At 60.8% G+C, this 15,306-nt stretch carries 14 protein-coding genes; 12 read left to right on the plus strand and 2 right to left on the minus strand.

Annotated elements, in window-relative coordinates; all coding sequences use genetic code 11:
* The first annotated feature begins 28 nt into the window (after nucleotides 1–28).
* From HX815_RS01150 to HX815_RS01165, 4 genes are all read left to right on the plus strand, one after another.
* Entirely contained in the window at nucleotides 29–1,009 is a 981-nt protein-coding gene (locus HX815_RS01150; RefSeq protein WP_008434927.1) for a substrate-binding domain-containing protein, read from the plus strand.
* Nucleotides 1,006–2,514 carry an L-arabinose ABC transporter ATP-binding protein AraG gene (araG, locus tag HX815_RS01155; protein WP_177027702.1) on the plus strand — a complete coding sequence of 503 codons (1,509 nt, stop codon included), beginning with the start codon at nucleotides 1,006–1,008 and terminating at the stop codon, nucleotides 2,512–2,514. The genes HX815_RS01150 and araG overlap by 4 nt, the downstream gene beginning before the upstream one ends.
* Before the next feature lie 16 nt (nucleotides 2,515–2,530).
* Nucleotides 2,531–3,496 (plus strand): L-arabinose ABC transporter permease AraH, encoded by a 966-nt coding sequence (gene araH, locus HX815_RS01160; RefSeq protein WP_004371231.1) that lies wholly within the window; start codon nucleotides 2,531–2,533, stop codon nucleotides 3,494–3,496.
* A 185-nt stretch (nucleotides 3,497–3,681) separates the two neighbouring features.
* Nucleotides 3,682–4,485: an IclR family transcriptional regulator gene (locus HX815_RS01165; RefSeq protein ID WP_004371229.1), complete on the plus strand. Its 804-nt coding sequence runs from the start codon at nucleotides 3,682–3,684 to the stop codon at nucleotides 4,483–4,485.
* Between the two features lie 139 nt (nucleotides 4,486–4,624).
* On the opposite strand, the gene HX815_RS01170 is transcribed toward HX815_RS01165, so the two are convergent.
* Nucleotides 4,625–5,677: an NAD(P)-dependent alcohol dehydrogenase gene (locus tag HX815_RS01170; RefSeq protein WP_004371228.1), complete on the minus strand. Its 1,053-nt coding sequence runs from the start codon at nucleotides 5,675–5,677 to the stop codon at nucleotides 4,625–4,627.
* Between the two features lie 181 nt (nucleotides 5,678–5,858).
* Here HX815_RS01170 and HX815_RS01175 point away from each other — a divergent pair, with 181 nt between their 5' ends.
* Nucleotides 5,859–6,749 (plus strand): AraC family transcriptional regulator, encoded by an 891-nt coding sequence (locus HX815_RS01175; protein ID WP_004371227.1) that lies wholly within the window; start codon nucleotides 5,859–5,861, stop codon nucleotides 6,747–6,749.
* 193 nt (nucleotides 6,750–6,942) lie between these two features.
* On the opposite strand, the gene HX815_RS01180 is transcribed toward HX815_RS01175, so the two are convergent.
* On the minus strand, nucleotides 6,943–8,607 hold the full coding sequence (locus HX815_RS01180; protein WP_008434918.1) for an electron transfer flavoprotein-ubiquinone oxidoreductase: 1,665 nt from the start codon (nucleotides 8,605–8,607) through the stop codon (nucleotides 6,943–6,945).
* Between the two features lie 554 nt (nucleotides 8,608–9,161).
* On the opposite strand from HX815_RS01180, the gene HX815_RS01185 reads away from it, so the two are divergent.
* From HX815_RS01185 to HX815_RS01215, 7 genes are all read left to right on the plus strand, one after another.
* Nucleotides 9,162–9,911, plus strand: a complete 750-nt coding sequence (locus tag HX815_RS01185) for an electron transfer flavoprotein subunit beta/FixA family protein (protein WP_004371224.1) — start codon at nucleotides 9,162–9,164, stop codon at nucleotides 9,909–9,911.
* Nucleotides 9,912–9,913: 2 nt separating this feature from the next.
* Nucleotides 9,914–10,843, plus strand: coding sequence for an electron transfer flavoprotein subunit alpha/FixB family protein (locus HX815_RS01190; RefSeq protein WP_004371223.1), 930 nt, complete (start codon nucleotides 9,914–9,916; stop codon nucleotides 10,841–10,843).
* An 83-nt stretch (nucleotides 10,844–10,926) separates the two neighbouring features.
* The gene (locus HX815_RS01195; protein WP_177027703.1) at nucleotides 10,927–11,742 is read left to right on the plus strand and encodes an ABC transporter substrate-binding protein; all 816 of its coding nucleotides are present in this window, start codon (nucleotides 10,927–10,929) and stop codon (nucleotides 11,740–11,742) included.
* Between the two features lie 9 nt (nucleotides 11,743–11,751).
* Nucleotides 11,752–12,114 (plus strand): DUF4398 domain-containing protein, encoded by a 363-nt coding sequence (locus HX815_RS01200; protein ID WP_008434912.1) that lies wholly within the window; start codon nucleotides 11,752–11,754, stop codon nucleotides 12,112–12,114.
* Nucleotides 12,111–12,923: an OmpA family protein gene (locus HX815_RS01205; protein WP_004371220.1), complete on the plus strand. Its 813-nt coding sequence runs from the start codon at nucleotides 12,111–12,113 to the stop codon at nucleotides 12,921–12,923. The genes HX815_RS01200 and HX815_RS01205 overlap by 4 nt, the downstream gene beginning before the upstream one ends.
* 313 nt (nucleotides 12,924–13,236) lie before the next feature.
* Nucleotides 13,237–14,676: a PLP-dependent aminotransferase family protein gene (locus tag HX815_RS01210; RefSeq protein ID WP_008434911.1), complete on the plus strand. Its 1,440-nt coding sequence runs from the start codon at nucleotides 13,237–13,239 to the stop codon at nucleotides 14,674–14,676.
* Between the two features lie 104 nt (nucleotides 14,677–14,780).
* The gene (locus HX815_RS01215; RefSeq protein WP_102369692.1) at nucleotides 14,781–15,281 is read left to right on the plus strand and encodes a translation initiation factor 2; all 501 of its coding nucleotides are present in this window, start codon (nucleotides 14,781–14,783) and stop codon (nucleotides 15,279–15,281) included.
* Nucleotides 15,282–15,306 lie beyond the last annotated feature (25 nt).

Here is a 15,306-nt window from a genome sequence, read left to right on the forward strand (position 1 = left end):
TTTTCCAAATAACAAGAAGAGGTGGTTCATGCTCAAGAAAACACTAGGCACCCTTGCCCTCACGATGGCGCTCAGCGGCCTGGCCTCTGCCGAAGAAGTAAAGATCGGCTTCCTGGTCAAGCAGGCGGAAGAGCCCTGGTTCCAGACCGAATGGGCCTTCGCTGAAAAAGCCGGCAAGGACCATGGTTTCACCGTGATCAAGATCGCCGTGCCCGACGGCGAGAAAACCCTGTCCGCCATCGATACCCTGGCCGCCAACGGCGCCAAGGGTTTCGTGATCTGCCCGCCGGACGTGTCCCTGGGCCCTGCGATCATGGCCAAGGCCAAGCTGAATAACCTCAAAGTGCTGGCGGTAGACGACCGCTTCGTCGACGCCAAGGGCAAGCCCATGGAAGACGTGCCTTACGTCGGCCTGGACGCCTACAAGATCGGCCAGAAACAAGGCGAAGCCATGGCCACCGAAGCCAAGCATCGCAACTGGGACTGGAAGGACACCTACGCCGTCATCAATACCTTCGACGAGCTGGAAACCGGCAAGAAGCGCACCGACGGTTCGGTAGAAGGCCTCAAGGCCGCCGGCCTGCCGGTTGACCATATCCTGTTCACCGCGCAGAAAACCCTCGACGTGCCGGGCGCCATGGACTCCACCAACTCGGCCCTGGTGAAACTGCCCAGCGGCGCGAAAAACCTGCTGATTGGCGGCATGAACGACAGCACCGTACTGGGCGGCGTACGCGCCACCGAAAGCGCCGGCTTCAAGGCCACAAACGTGATTGGCGTGGGCATCAACGGCACCGACGCCATCGAAGAACTGAAGAAATCCGACACCGGTTTCTACGGCTCGATGCTGCTCAGCCCCGATGCGTCCGGCTATAAAACTGCGACCTCGATGTTCGAGTGGGTGACCAAAGGCACTGAGCCTGCCAAGTTCACCGCACTGGATAACGTGACCCTGATCACCCGCGCCAACTTCAAGGAAGAGTTGAGCAAGATCGGTCTGTGGAAATGAACAGCGCCGCTGCAGAGAGCCTGCGCTTCAACGGCATCGGCAAGGAGTTTCCCGGGGTGAAGGCCCTGGCGCAGATCAGCTTTGAAGCGCGGCCCCATTCGGTGCATGCGCTGATGGGCGAGAACGGCGCGGGCAAGTCGACCTTGCTGAAAATCCTCGGCGGTTTTTATCCGCCCAACAGTGGCAGCTTGCAGTTGGGCGAACGCAGCGTAAGTTTCAAGTCGGCGGCCGACAGCATCGCCAGCGGCATCGCAGTGATTCACCAGGAGCTGCAACTGGTGCCGGAAATGACCGTCGCCGAGAACCTGCTGCTGGGGCATATGCCGTCGCGCTTTGGCGTGGTCAATCGCGGCGCGATGGTGCGCAAGGCACGGGAACTGCTCAAGGGCCTGGCGGATGAAATCGATCCGAACATGCGCCTGGGCAGCCTGTCCCTCGGCCAGCGGCAACTGGTGGAAATCGCCAAGGCCATGTCGCGCAACGCCCATGTGATTGCGTTCGACGAACCCACCAGCAGCCTCTCGGCCCGTGAGATCGAGCGGCTGATGGTGATCATCGCCCGACTGCGGGATGAAGGCCGGGTGATCCTCTACGTGTCGCACCGCATGGAAGAAGTGTTCCGTATCTGCGATGCGGTGACGGTGTTCAAGGACGGGCGCTTCGTGCGCACGTTCGAGGACATGACGCAGTTGAACGTCGACCAACTGGTCAACTGCATGGTCGGGCGCGATATCCAGGATATCTACGACTACAGGCCGCGCGAGCACTGCGGTGAAGCGCTGCGAGTCGAAGGTTTGCTCGGGCCGGGGTTGCAGGAACCGGTGAGCCTGCAGGTGAACAAGGGCGAGATTCTCGGGCTGTTCGGCCTGGTGGGGGCCGGGCGCACAGAGTTGTTGCGCCTGCTCGCCGGGCTGTCCCGCAGCACCCAGGGGACCCTGGTGCTGCATGGCCAGGCGCAGACGTTCAAGACACCACGGGATGCGATTGCGGCGGGGGTGTTGCTCTGCCCCGAGGACCGCAAGAAGGAAGGCATAGTGCCCCGCGCGAGTGTTGCGGAGAACATCAATATCAGTGCGCGGCGTGACCATGCGCGCTTCGGCTGGCTGATCCAGGGCGGCTGGGAACGCAGCAACGCCCAGCGGCAGATCAGCGCGCTGAACGTGCGCACGCCGTCGGCGGACCAGCCGATTCTGTTCCTGTCGGGCGGCAATCAGCAGAAGGCGATTCTCGGCCGCTGGTTGTCGATGCCGATGAAAGTGTTGCTGCTGGACGAGCCGACCCGCGGCATCGATATCGGTGCCAAGTCGGAGATCTACCAGATCATTCACAACCTGGCGGCCAGTGGCATCGCGGTGATCGTGGTGTCCAGCGACCTGATGGAAGTGATGGGCATCTCCGACCGCATCCTGGTGATGAGCGAAGGCGCCCTGACCGGCGAATTGACCCGCGATCAAGCGGACGAAGCACGGCTGCTGCAACTGGCTCTTCCGCGTACGCGGGACTGAAGAATACGAGGTGGGTATGTCACAGGTAAAAACTGCAAGAAGCTTCTGGCCGGGGTTCAACCAGCGCAAGTTTCTCGATGATTGGGTCATGCTGCTGGCGGCCTTGAGCATCTTTGTGCTCAGCGCCATCTTCATCGACAACTTCCTCTCGCCGCTGAACATGCGTGGCCTGGGGCTGGCGATTTCCACTGTGGGGATTGCGGCCTGCACCATGCTGTTTTGCCTGGCGTCGGGGCACTTCGACTTGTCGGTGGGTTCGGTGATCGCCTGTTCGGGCGTGGTGGCGGGGATCGTGATTCGCGACACCGACAGCGTGTTCTTCGGCGTGTCGGCGGCGTTGGCCATGGGCCTGGTGGTGGGGCTGATCAACGGCATCGTGATCGCCAAGCTGCGGATCAACGCGTTGATCACGACGCTGGCGACGATGCAGATCGTGCGTGGGCTGGCGTATATCTTTTCCAACGGCAAGGCGGTCGGCGTGATGGACGAAAACTTCTTCGTCTTTGGTAACGGCCAGCTGTTTGGCGTGCCGGTGCCAATCGTCATCACCGTGCTGTGCTTTGTGTTTTTTGGCTGGTTGCTGAACTACACCACCTACGGGCGCAACACCATGGCCATCGGCGGCAACCAGGAAGCGGCGCTGTTGGCCGGGGTGAATGTCGACCGCACCAAGATCATCATCTTTGCCGTGCACGGGGTAATCGGCGCGTTGGCCGGGGTGATCCTGGCGTCGCGGATGACCTCGGGGCAACCGATGATTGGCCAGGGGTTCGAGTTGACGGTGATCTCGGCGTGCGTGCTGGGCGGGGTGTCGCTGAGCGGCGGGATCGGGATGATCCGGCATGTGATTGCCGGGGTGCTGATTCTGGCGATCATCGAGAACGCGATGAACCTGAAGAACATCGACACCTTCTACCAATACGTGATTCGCGGCTCGATCCTGTTGCTGGCGGTGATCATCGACCGCATGAAACAGCGATAAAAAGGGCGCCACACGACCAATGTGGGAGCGGGCTTGCTCGCGAAAACGGTGTGTCAGTCAGCGTATGCATTAACTGGAAAACCGCCTTCGCGAGCAAGCCCGCTCCCACATTTTGATCTCCTCTGTTTTGCTGGTCCGCATTTGCCATAATGCTCGCCGTTTTCGTACTTCCCAATAGGCCCGATATGCAGGAAAACGCCCAAACTCCCGTCAAAGAAGCCGCGCCCACCGGCACTCAAACCCTGCTTCGTGGCCTGGGCGTGGTGCAGGCAGTGGCGGCCGGTGCGCGGGATCTGAAGGAAATCGCCAAGCGCATCGGCACCACCCGCAGCACCACTCACCGCCTGGCCAGTTGCCTGGTGGAAGAACGCTACCTGCGCGTAGTGCCGCAAGTCGGTTATCTGCTGGGCCCCAAATTGATCGAGCTGGGTTTCCAGGCCCGTGAAGAACTGCCTTTGGTCAGCCTGGCAGTGCCGTATCTGGACGAGTTGTCGGCGTTGACCGGCGATACCATCCACCTGGCTATCCGCGAATACGACGACGTGCTGTACCTGCACAAGAACCCTGGCCGCAACGGCCCGGAAATGCGCTCGCGCGTCGGCCATCGCATGCCGCTGGCGCGCACCGGGATCGGCAAGGCGTTGTTGCTGGATGACAGCGTGGAAGAGTGGCAGCGCCTGTATCAGGTCAGCTTGCCGACGGGCGGGAAGAATCTGCAGTGGCCGCAGCACCCCGAGCAATCCTGGGCGCAGTTTGAACAGCGCATGCAGGAATACGTGGCGGGCGGTTATGCATTCGATCTGGAAGACAACGAACCGTCGATCCGTTGTGTCGCGGCACCGGTGCGCGATGCCAGCCGGCGAATCGTCGCCGGCATCAGCATCGCCAGTACCGTGCCCTACATGCCGCTGGAGAAAATGGCCGAGCTGATCCCTGTGATCAAACAGGTCGCAGCACGGCTGTCAGCGGAGTTGGGCGCGAAGGCCTGATCAGGCCGTGATCGTTCCCATGCTCCGCGTGGGAATGCCGCTTCGGACGCTCCGCGTCCAGCAGGACTTGAGCCCTGCGCAACGGTGACGCAGAGCGTCACAGCATGCGTTCCCACGCAGAGCGTGGGAACGATCATGATCAGGCCTTCAGGGTCGCCATGTCGATCACGAAGCGGTACTTCACATCACCGGCAATCATGCGGGTGTAGGCTTCGTTGATCTGGCGGATGTCGAGCATCTCGATGTCGCAGGTGATGCCGTGCTCGGCGCAGAAATCCAGGACTTCCTGGGTTTCGGCAATCCCACCGATCAACGAACCGGCCAGCACCTTGCGGCCCAGCACCAGCTTGGCAGCGTTGACGGGCGGGTCGACCGGCTCGATCAAACCTACCAGGATGTGCACGCCGTCAAAGCGCAGTACGTCGAGGTAGGGATTCAAGTCGTGCTGCACCGGGATGGTGTCCAGCAGGAAGTCGAAATGCCCGGCAGCGGCTTTCATCTGGGCTTCGTCGGTGGACACGATCACGTGGTCGGCGCCCTGGCGACGGCCTTCTTCAGCCTTGCTCGCGGAGCGGGTGAACAGCGTCACTTCCGCGCCCATGGCCTTGGCGAACTTGATGCCCATATGGCCCAAACCACCCATGCCCAGAACGCCAACCTTGTCGCCAGCCTTCACGCCGTAGTGCTTGAGCGGCGAGTAGGTGGTGATGCCGGCGCAGAGGATCGGCGCGGCGCTGGCCAGGTCGAGCTTGGCCGGGATCTTCACCACGAAGTGCTCGCTGACCACGATGCTGTCGGAGTAGCCGCCCATGGTGTTGCTGCCGTCGACCCGGTCCGGGGTGGCGTAGGTCATGGTCGGGCCTTCGAGGCAGTATTGCTCGAGGTCCGCGTGGCAGGCGTCGCAGTGACGGCAGGAGTCGACCATGCAGCCAACACCCACCAGGTCACCGACTTTGTGCGCGGTGACGCTGGCGCCGACGGCGGTGACTTTACCGACGATCTCGTGGCCCGGCATCAGCGGGTACACGGCGATGCCCCATTCGTTGCGTGCCTGGTGGATGTCGGAGTGGCAGACGCCGCAGTAGAGAATTTCGATCGCCACGTCATCGGCGCGCGGGCTACGGCGTTCGAAGGACATGGGGGCGAGGGGAGTGGTGGCCGATTGAGCGGCATAACCGATGGCGGTGTACATGGAGAAACCTCGCAGGTGCAGTAACAGGTGAGGTGGCGCATTCTCCGCGCCGTGCCTGGGTGCGGCCATGGCGATTGCTCCGAGTCTCATGCCTATTCGTCCGGGAGTGCACCTGGATTGGATCGTTGTGGCGCCAGACCTGCGATGATGGTCTCATCCCCTTTTTCGCGAAGTTTTTGCCATGTTGTTGACCCGCCATGTCGATGCCAATGCCGCGTTGGTTGCCTTGATCGAACCCCTGACACCCCGTGATGGGTTCTCGCCCACGAACCTCCCGGGCGTGCAGGTATTGCGTGCCAGTTGCGATGTGGCGCGGGGCCCGCAGATTTATGAACCGAGCCTGATGATCGTCGCCCAGGGCAGCAAGGTCGCGTACCTGGGCCCGCGTACCCTGGAGTACGGCGCGGGGCATTACCTGATCCAGGCGATGCCGGTGCCGTTCGAATGCGAGACTTTTGCCATGCCGAATGCACCGCTGTTGGGGGTGACGGTGGGCATTGATCGGGTGGTGCTGGGTGAGCTGGTGATGGCGATGGGGATCCAGAGCGGGCCACCGCCAGCGGCGCAAACGTTGGAGTCGATGAGTTCGGTGGTGCTGGACGACGCCATGCGCGGCTGTGTCGAACGCCTGTTGCAGTGCCTGCACGATCCGCTGGAGAGCCGGATCATGGGTCCGGCGCGGGTGCGGGAATTATTGTTCACCGCATTGCGCGGGCCACAGGCGGATGTGTTGCGCGCGCTGGTGGAGCAGCAGGGGCAGTTTTCGCGGGTGGCGACTTCGTTGAATCACCTGCATGCCCATTACGCCGAGCCGCTGAATATCGAGACGTTGGCGGGTTATGCGCACATGAGCGCGTCGACCTTCCACGAACACTTCAAGCGCTGCACGCTGTTGTCGCCGGTGCAGTACCTCAAGCGTCTGCGGCTGCTCAAGGCGCAGCAGTTGCTGCTGGTGGAAGGCATGGGCGTGGCGCAGGCGGCCCATAGTGTGGGGTATCAGAGCACGTCGCAGTTTAGCCGGGAATACAAGCGCTACTTCGAGCGCAGCCCTGGGGATGAGCGGGCGGCATAACTCTCCCGGGCACAATTCGGTCAAAAATGTGGGAGCGGGCTTGCTCGCGAAAGCGGTGGTTCAGCCAAAACATCTGTGACTGATACACCGCTTTCGCGAGCAAGCCCGCTCCCACATTTGACCGAGTCGATGGGTCTTTTTCTGGGCTACAAAAAAGGCCCCCATTTGGGAGCCTTCTGTTCAAGCAGCGGATTTACATATTCGGGTAAGTCGGCCCACCCGCACCTTCCGGCGTCACCCACGTAATGTTCTGCGAAGGGTCCTTGATGTCACAGGTCTTGCAGTGCACGCAGTTCTGGGCGTTGATCTGGAAGCGCTTCTCGCCGTCTTCCTTGGTGATCACTTCATACACGCCGGCCGGGCAGTAGCGCTGCGCCGGTTCATCGTAAAGCGGCAGGTTGGTGCCGATCGGGATGCTCGGGTCTTTCAGCTTCAGGTGGCACGGTTGTTCTTCTTCGTGGTTGGTACCGGAGATGAACACCGAACTCAGCTTGTCGAAGCTCAGCTTGCCGTCGGGTTTCGGGTAGTCGATCTTCTTGCTGTCCTTGGCCAGCTTGAGGCAGGCGTAGTCCGGCTTGGTATCGTGCAGGGTAAACGGCATTTTGCCGCCGAGGATGTTCTGGTCGAACCAGTTGAAGCCGGCACCAATGATCGGGCCGAACTTGTGCATCGCCGGGCCGAAGTTACGGCTGGCGAACAGTTCTTCGTAGAGCCAGCTGTTCTTGAAGCTGTCGACGTAAGCGGTCAGTTCGTCACCGCCTTCGGATTCGGCGAACAGGCGGTCAGCCACGGCGTCAGCGGCGAGCATGCCGGACTTCATAGCGGTGTGGCTGCCCTTGATCTTGGCGAAGTTCAGGGTGCCCAGGTCGCAGCCGATCAGCGCGCCGCCCTTGAACACCATTTTCGGCAGCGAGTTCAGGCCGCCTTTGCAGATGGCACGGGCGCCGTAGCTGATGCGTTTGCCGCCTTCCAGGTACTGGGCCAGCACGGGGTGATGCTTGAGGCGCTGGAACTCGTCGAATGGCGACAGGAAGGTGTTGCTGTAGGACAGGTCGACGATCAGGCCGACGACCACCTGGTTGTTTTCCAGGTGATAGAGGAACGAACCGCCGGTGTTCTCGGCGCTCATGATGTCCAGCGGCCAACCGGCGGTGTGCACTACCAGGCCTGGCTGGTGTTTGGCAGGGTCGATTTCCCAGATTTCCTTCAGGCCGATGCCGTAGTGCTGGGCGTCGGCGTCGCTGTCCAGGTTGAAGCGCTGGATTAGTTGCTTGCCGATGTGGCCACGGCAACCTTCGGCGAACAGCGTGTACTTGCCACGCAGTTCCATGCCCGGGGTGTAGACGCCTTCTTTCGGGTTGCCTTCACGGTCGACGCCCAGGTCACCGGTGATGATCCCGCGCACCACGCCGTTTTCGTCGAACAGCGCTTCCTGGGCGGCGAAGCCTGGGTAGACTTCCACACCCAGGTTTTCGGCCTGCTGGGCGAGCCAGCGACACAGGTTGCCCAGGGAAATAATGTAGTTGCCTTCGTTGTGCATGGTCTTGGGCACAAAGAAGTCAGGCACTTTGGTGGAAGCTTCGCTGGAGCGCAGTACATAGATGTCATCACGCACAACAGGGGTGTTGAGCGGTGCACCGAGTTCTTTCCAGTCCGGGAACAGTTCGTTCAGGGCACGGGGTTCAAACACGGCACCGGACAGGATATGAGCGCCGACTTCGGAGCCTTTTTCGACCACGCAGACGCTGATTTCCTTACCGGCTTCGGCGGCCTTCTGCTTCAATCGGCAGGCGGCAGACAGGCCTGCCGGGCCAGCGCCGACGATGACCACGTCGAATTCCATGTATTCGCGTTCCACAGGCTATCTCCTACTCAAGGCTCAACGGCTTTTTTTTCTAATGGGTGGAGGTTCGGTGATCCGTCCCACAATGCCTGCATCAATCTCATGCAAAGGGCAGGGGACGACCCACCTTTCTCTCTAGGTGGCGCATTATATCTACACCACTCTCAGCGTCCAATACAAACGTTTGTTTGAATTGCCCGCAAGCTAGGTAAATCAAAGCAACGCGGCTTATAACTGACCATTTTGGCGTATTGACCGGAATAGGCGTTCCGGTCAATATACGGTCGGTTTTGCGCATCCCGTAGGCAGACTGTGGGTTTCAAGGCCACCTCGAAAGACAGGCTGAAGGCAAATAAGGGTGACGCGCGAGCCACGATGGCGCGCAGTTTACACGCCACGATAATGAATGACCTCTCAGTCACCGCTGACGAACGGTCATCACTCCCGTGAGCAAGGTCCCCCGGCGACAATTGCCGGTGTTTTTGGAGGTGCCCTTGTGTGCCGATGAGCATCAAACCGCCAGGTTCGCCTAGGCGACTTTCTTTTCACCGGAGAGTAACGAGGAATCCATGAAGGTTCTTGTAGCTGTCAAACGCGTTGTCGATTACAACGTGAAAGTTCGCGTCAAGGCGGACAATTCCGGCGTCGACCTCGCTAACGTCAAGATGTCGATGAACCCTTTCTGCGAAATCGCCGTGGAAGAAGCCGTACGCCTGAAAGAGAAAGGCGTTGCGACTGAAATCGTCGTCGTTTCCATCGGTCCGACCACTGCTCAAGAGCAGCTGCGTACCGCCCTGGCGCTGGGTGCCGATCGCGCCATCCTCGTCGAATCCGCTGAAGAGCTGACTTCCCTGGCCGTTGCCAAGTTGTTGAAAGCCGTTGTCGACAAGGAACAGCCATCGCTGGTGATCCTCGGCAAACAAGCCATCGACAGCGACAACAACCAGACTGGCCAGATGCTGGCTGCACTGACCGGTTACGGTCAGGGCACCTTTGCCTCGAAAGTCGAAGTGAGCGGCGACAAGGTTGCCGTGACCCGCGAAATCGACGGCGGCGCGCAAACGGTTTCCCTGAAACTGCCAGCCATCGTCACCACCGACCTGCGTTTGAACGAGCCGCGCTACGCGTCCCTGCCAAACATCATGAAAGCCAAGAAGAAGCCTCTCGAAGTGCTGACTCCGGATGCTTTGGGCGTTTCCACCGCCTCCACCAACAAGACCGTAAAAGTCGAAGCGCCGGCTGCACGCAGCGCGGGCATCAAGGTCAAGTCGGTGGCTGAACTGGTCGAGAAACTGAAAAACGAAGCGAAGGTAATCTAACCATGACTATCTTGGTAATCGCAGAACACGACAACAAGGTCGTGGCTCCGGCCACCCTGAACACTGTCGCCGCCGCCGCCAAAATCGGTGGTGATATCCACGTCCTGGTCGCTGGCCAAAACGTTGGTGCCGTGGCTGAGGCCGCTGCCAAAATCGCTGGCGTGAGCAAAGTACTGGTTGCCGATAACGCAGCCTACGCTCACCAATTGCCGGAAAACGTTGCGCCGCTGGTAGCAGAGCTGGGCGCTGGCTACAGCCACATCCTGGCTGCCGCCACCTCCAACGGCAAAAACATCCTGCCGCGCGTTGCTGCGCAACTGGACGTTGACCAGATCTCCGAGATCGTTTCGGTAGAAAGCGCCGACACCTTCAAGCGTCCGATCTATGCCGGTAACGCCATCGCTACCGTGCAGTCCACTGCGTCGGTAAAAGTCATCACCGTGCGTGCCACCGGTTTCGACCCGGTTGCAGCTGAAGGTGGTTCGGCTGCGGTTGAAGCTGTGGCCGCTGCCCACGACGCTGGCACTTCCAGCTTCGTTGGCGAAGAGCTGGCCAAGTCCGATCGTCCGGAACTGACCGCTGCCAAGATCGTCGTTTCCGGCGGCCGCGGCATGCAGAACGGCGACAACTTCAAGCACCTGTACGCCCTGGCCGACAAGCTGGGCGCTGCGGTCGGCGCTTCCCGCGCAGCCGTCGACGCAGGTTTTGTACCGAACGACATGCAGGTCGGCCAGACCGGCAAGATCGTTGCGCCACAGCTGTACATCGCCGTCGGTATCTCCGGCGCGATCCAGCACTTGGCCGGTATGAAAGACTCCAAGGTGATCGTTGCGATCAACAAGGACGAAGAAGCACCGATCTTCCAGGTGGCTGATTACGGCCTGGTGGCGGACTTGTTCGAAGCCGTACCCGAGTTGGAGAAGCTGGTCTAATCCAGCCGCTTCACTTATAAAGAGCCCGGTCTTTTGACCGGGCTTTTTTTTGCCCGGTAATTTTTCAACTGGAGAACCCTGCCATGGAATTGCGTTCCTGGACTGTACTGCTGGCCCTGTCACTGCTGCCGGCGGTGTCGCTGGCGGCTGGCAAATGTGATCGCCTGGTGATCACCGGCAGCCCGGACGCACCGCCTTATCTGTGGCGTGATCCCCAGGACCCCACGCACTTGATCGGCGCCACCGCCGACATGCTGCAGCAAGTGGCCAAGGACCTCGGGGTGAAAATCGACCTGCTGTACGGCGGCAAACGTTCCCTGGCGCTGGAAGAAGTGCGCAGCGGGCGCATGGACATCCTCGCCGACGCGCCATTGACCCTCGACGCCCTGGACTCCCTCGACTACATCCACCCGGCATTGGTGCAAACCGATTATCTGGTCTGGACCCGCAAGGATTCCTCCCTGGCCTACAGCCAGGCCAGCGACCTGCAGGGCCACAAGGGCGCGGTGTCGGAAAGGGCGCGCCTGAGCCGCGACTTTGAAACCTTGGCCGCCGAGCAACTGACCTTGCAACGCTTGCCCAGCCTGACCCCGGCGTTCCAGAAGCTGCTGCTGGGGGAAGTGGACTACGTACTCGCCGGACGTTATTCCGGCATGGCCATGGCCCAGACCCTGGGCATGAGCAACGACCTGGTGGCGCGGGAAATCCCCATCGACCAGCCGGGCCTGTACCTGGCCATTTCCCACAACTCCGCCTGCAACGATCCGTGGTTGCGCGGACAGCTCGCCAAAAAGATGACAGAATTGCCCGCGTCCGGTCTGGCGGAAACCGCGCTGCAGAGCAATCTTGAGCGCTGGAAAGCGCAGTTGCAGCAACCCGTCGGCACCCCAACAAAGTAGGGATTTTCAGTGACTATTCGACCTCTTTTCGCGGCCCTCGCCGTTGTAGCTCTGGCGGGATGTGCAGCCGATCCTGCGCCGAATGAACAGATGCGCCTGACCCAGCAAGCCCTGGAACAAGCCAGCGCCGTGGGCGCCGTTGCCAGCGATTCGCCCGAGCTGAAGCTGGCGGAAGACAAGTTCACCCAGGCCCGTGCCGACATGGCCGATGAATCCTACAAGGACGCCCGCATGCAGGCTGAAGAAGCCGAGCTGGACGCCCGCCTGGCGGAAGCGCGGGTGCTGACCCGCAAAAGCCAGGAGCAACTGAACGTGCTCAACACCCGCATCACCCGCCTGCGCAAGCAGTTGCAGTTGGGAGACGCCCAATGAGCCCGTTGATGCGTGGGTTGAGCTGTGTGGTGTTGCTGGGCAGTGCGCTGGGTGGTTGTGCGACCCATCCCGACAGTAACCTCGCCTTGCAACAGGCCAGCACTGACTTCCAGAAGGTCAAGGAAGATTCGAATGTGCTGCGTATCGCACCCAAGGACGTGATTCGCGCCGGTGAGTCCCTGGCCCGTGCCGACCGTTTCTCCAGCTTCTGGGGCAGCGGCGCCGATGTGGCGCATTACGCCTACCTGAGCCAGCGCTACAGCGCGATTGCCCGGGAACACACCGAGCAGGCACTCAATCAGGAGCGTGGGGTCAAGCTGGAGCTGGAACGCCAGCGCCTGCAACTGGCCCTGCGTGAAGCCAAGCTCTCCAGCGTTCAGCAACAGGGCAAATGGATTGAGGCGCAGATATCCAGCCTGACCACCGTCCAGCCTGATCGCGGGCTGGTGATGACCCTGGGTGACGTGCTGTTCGATACGGGTGATGCAGAGCTGCAAAACTCGGCCAACCGCACCGTGCTCAAAGTGGTGCAGTTCCTGCAACTGAACCCCAAGCGCGTGGTGCGCATCGAGGGTTACACCGACAATACCGGCGGCGAACAGGAAAATATCAAACTGTCCCGGGACCGCGCTCAAGCGGTTGCGGATGTACTGAGCGACCTGGGGATCGACGAAAAACGCATTCAGGTCGAAGGCTACGGCGATCAGTATCCGGTCGAAGCCAACGCGTCTGAGCGGGGCAGGGCGCAGAACCGTCGGGTAGAAATTGTGTTCTCCGACGAAAAAGGCCAGCTGGGCGCTGCTCGCTAAACCTGTTGTTCAAGATGGAGGGGTGATTCCTGTAGGAGTTGTCGAGCCCCAGCGAGGCTGCGACAGGATCGCCTCGGTGGACCTGCGAGACCGCAGCGCCTGCATCGCAGCCTCGCTGAAGCTCGACAGCTCCCACATAAGCCCGATCAATGATCGGGTTTTTTATGCCCGCGATTCAGTTCGCAACCCTTACAGTTTTTTCTATCACTGCCGCCCGCGCTCGACTATTGTGGCAACTGTCCCCGTACACTTCTAAACTGTGCCGGTATGTTTCACACAAAAATAAAATACCCGTGAAATCGAGTGCTGCGTCATGACCAATCTGTTGCTCTACCAACGTATCGCCCAGCAGCTGGCTGAGGATATCCGCCGCGGTGTCTATCAACCGGGCGAGCGCGTGCCTTCGGTACGCAAAATGAGCTCCCAGCTCAACGTCAGCCACGCCACCGTGTTGCAGGCCTACGCGAACCTGGAAGACCAGGGTTTGATTCGCGCGCGGCCGCAGTCCGGGTATTACGTGCACCAGACGCCGGCGCTCACTGCGCCCACGCCGGACATCGCCCGGGTCGAGCGTCCAGGGTTGGTCACCCGCAGCAGCATCATTCAACAGGTGTTGGTGGAATCCCGTCGCGAAGGCGTGTTCCCGCTCGGCGCCGCCGTGCCGAGTGTCGACTACCTGCCTGTGCGCGCGCTGCATCAGCAACTGGCCAAGGTCACGCGTTTCCAGAGCCCGCGGGCGTTCAGTTACATGTTCAGCCCGGGTTTCGAGCCGCTGCGGCGCCAGGTGGCGATCCGTATGCGCGATGCCGGGGTGGTGGTCGACCCCTCCGAAGTGGTGATCACCCATGGGTGTGTCGATGCATTGCAGATGTCGCTGCGGGTGCTGACCCGCCCCGGCGACCTGATCGCCGCCGAATCGCCGACCTATTACGGCTTGCTGCAACTGGCCGATCTGCTGGGCCTGAAGGTCATCGAAATCCCCAGCGACCCGGCCACCGGCATGAGCCTGGAAGCCCTGCAACTGGCAGCCAACCAATGGTCGATCAAGGCCCTGGTGCTGACCACGCGCCTGAGCAATCCCCTGGGCGGCACCATGCCCGAAGAGCGGCAGAAACAGTTGCTGCGCCTGGCCTCGGATTTCGATATCCAGGTGGTCGAGGACGATATCTATGGCGAACTGATGTTCGAACTGGGCCGCACCAAGGCCCTGAAAGCCTACGACCGTCTGGACCGGGTCATCTATTGCTCGAGTTTCTCGAAGACCCTGTCACCGGGCATTCGCATTGGCTGGATGATTGCCGGCAAGTACCAGCAGGAAATCCAGCGCCTGCAAATGTTCAGCACCCATTCGGCCTGCAGCGTGACCCAGATGGGCACGGCGGCGTACCTGGAGAATGGCGGTTACGACCGCCACCTGCGCTATATCCGCCAGGAGTACCGCAAGAACCTCAGCGCGTTCCAGCTGGCCGTGCAGCAGTATTTTCCCGAAGGCACCCAGATGACCCGCCCGACCGGCGGTTTTATCCTGTGGGTCAGTTTGCCTGGACGGGTCAATACCCAGGAACTGCACGTGCGCGCCTTGCAGCAGGGCATCAGCATTGCACCGGGGCTGATCTTCAGTAATACGGAACAGTTCAACCACTGTATTCGCCTGAACTGCGGCACCCCGTGGAACCGCGAGGCGGAGCGCGCCTTGATGACCCTCGGGATGCTGGCAAGCCAGTTATGCCAGGAGACTGCGGCGGGTTTTTGAGGCATGGAAAGGGGACACGACGGGTAGCTGGCTAATTACCATGCTTGTCATACCGTCCTCAACAAGCGAGCATATGGCCTTCTGCCGTTAATGCTGCTGGCGATATGACTTATACCTTTCCTGCTGCCCTGCTGATCTGCGTGTTAAGCCTGTGTAACGCTGGCGCTGTCCTGGCGGCTCCCGCTAGTGAAGCGGTGCCTGCTGCCAGCTCCCAGCAAACGGTGCCGGCGAAAAAAGCCGCTGCGGCCAAGAAGGCACCGGTCGCGAAGAAAGCCCCCGCAAAGAAAGCAACGCCGGTTAAAAAACGTGCGCCTATCGCCAGCAAGTCAAAGTCGGCCCACGAAGTCGCCAAGACGCCGCTGCCGCCCGCGGAGCTGGATTTGAGCCTGCCGTCGAACATGGTTCGCCACCTGCAACCCCTCGGCACCATGCCGCAGCCGAAGAACGTGCCGCTGCTGCCGCCGATGTTTGCCGAAAAGCCCACTGACAACAGTGCCTTCCAGATCAACGGGCGCCTGCTCAGCAATGAAATGCAGCTGCAACTGCGCAACGAAGAACGCCGCGAAGTAGAAGGCGCAGCGCTGGATTTCCAGTTCAAGCAATAAACCCGACGAGTAAACGTGACGCGCA

This window comes from Pseudomonas sp. E6002 (genome assembly GCF_013385565.1).
Classification (GTDB): Bacteria; Pseudomonadota; Gammaproteobacteria; order Pseudomonadales; family Pseudomonadaceae; genus Aquipseudomonas.

Excerpts from the sequence above, each read along its gene's own strand:
- araH (WP_004371231.1), top strand. The coding sequence starts at position 2,531 with ATGTCACAGGTAAAAACTGCAAGAAGCTTCTGGCCGGGGTTCAACCAG.
- HX815_RS01165 (WP_004371229.1), top strand. The coding sequence starts at position 3,682 with ATGCAGGAAAACGCCCAAACTCCCGTCAAAGAAGCCGCGCCCACCGGC.
- HX815_RS01175 (WP_004371227.1), top strand. The coding sequence starts at position 5,859 with ATGTTGTTGACCCGCCATGTCGATGCCAATGCCGCGTTGGTTGCCTTG.
- HX815_RS01150 (WP_008434927.1), top strand. The coding sequence starts at position 29 with ATGCTCAAGAAAACACTAGGCACCCTTGCCCTCACGATGGCGCTCAGC.
- HX815_RS01170 (WP_004371228.1), bottom strand. The coding sequence starts at position 5,677 with ATGTACACCGCCATCGGTTATGCCGCTCAATCGGCCACCACTCCCCTC.
- HX815_RS01210 (WP_008434911.1), top strand. The coding sequence starts at position 13,237 with ATGACCAATCTGTTGCTCTACCAACGTATCGCCCAGCAGCTGGCTGAG.
- HX815_RS01215 (WP_102369692.1), top strand. The coding sequence starts at position 14,781 with ATGACTTATACCTTTCCTGCTGCCCTGCTGATCTGCGTGTTAAGCCTG.
- HX815_RS01195 (WP_177027703.1), top strand. The coding sequence starts at position 10,927 with ATGGAATTGCGTTCCTGGACTGTACTGCTGGCCCTGTCACTGCTGCCG.
- HX815_RS01190 (WP_004371223.1), top strand. The coding sequence starts at position 9,914 with ATGACTATCTTGGTAATCGCAGAACACGACAACAAGGTCGTGGCTCCG.
- HX815_RS01185 (WP_004371224.1), top strand. The coding sequence starts at position 9,162 with ATGAAGGTTCTTGTAGCTGTCAAACGCGTTGTCGATTACAACGTGAAA.
- araG (WP_177027702.1), top strand. The coding sequence starts at position 1,006 with ATGAACAGCGCCGCTGCAGAGAGCCTGCGCTTCAACGGCATCGGCAAG.
- HX815_RS01205 (WP_004371220.1), top strand. The coding sequence starts at position 12,111 with ATGAGCCCGTTGATGCGTGGGTTGAGCTGTGTGGTGTTGCTGGGCAGT.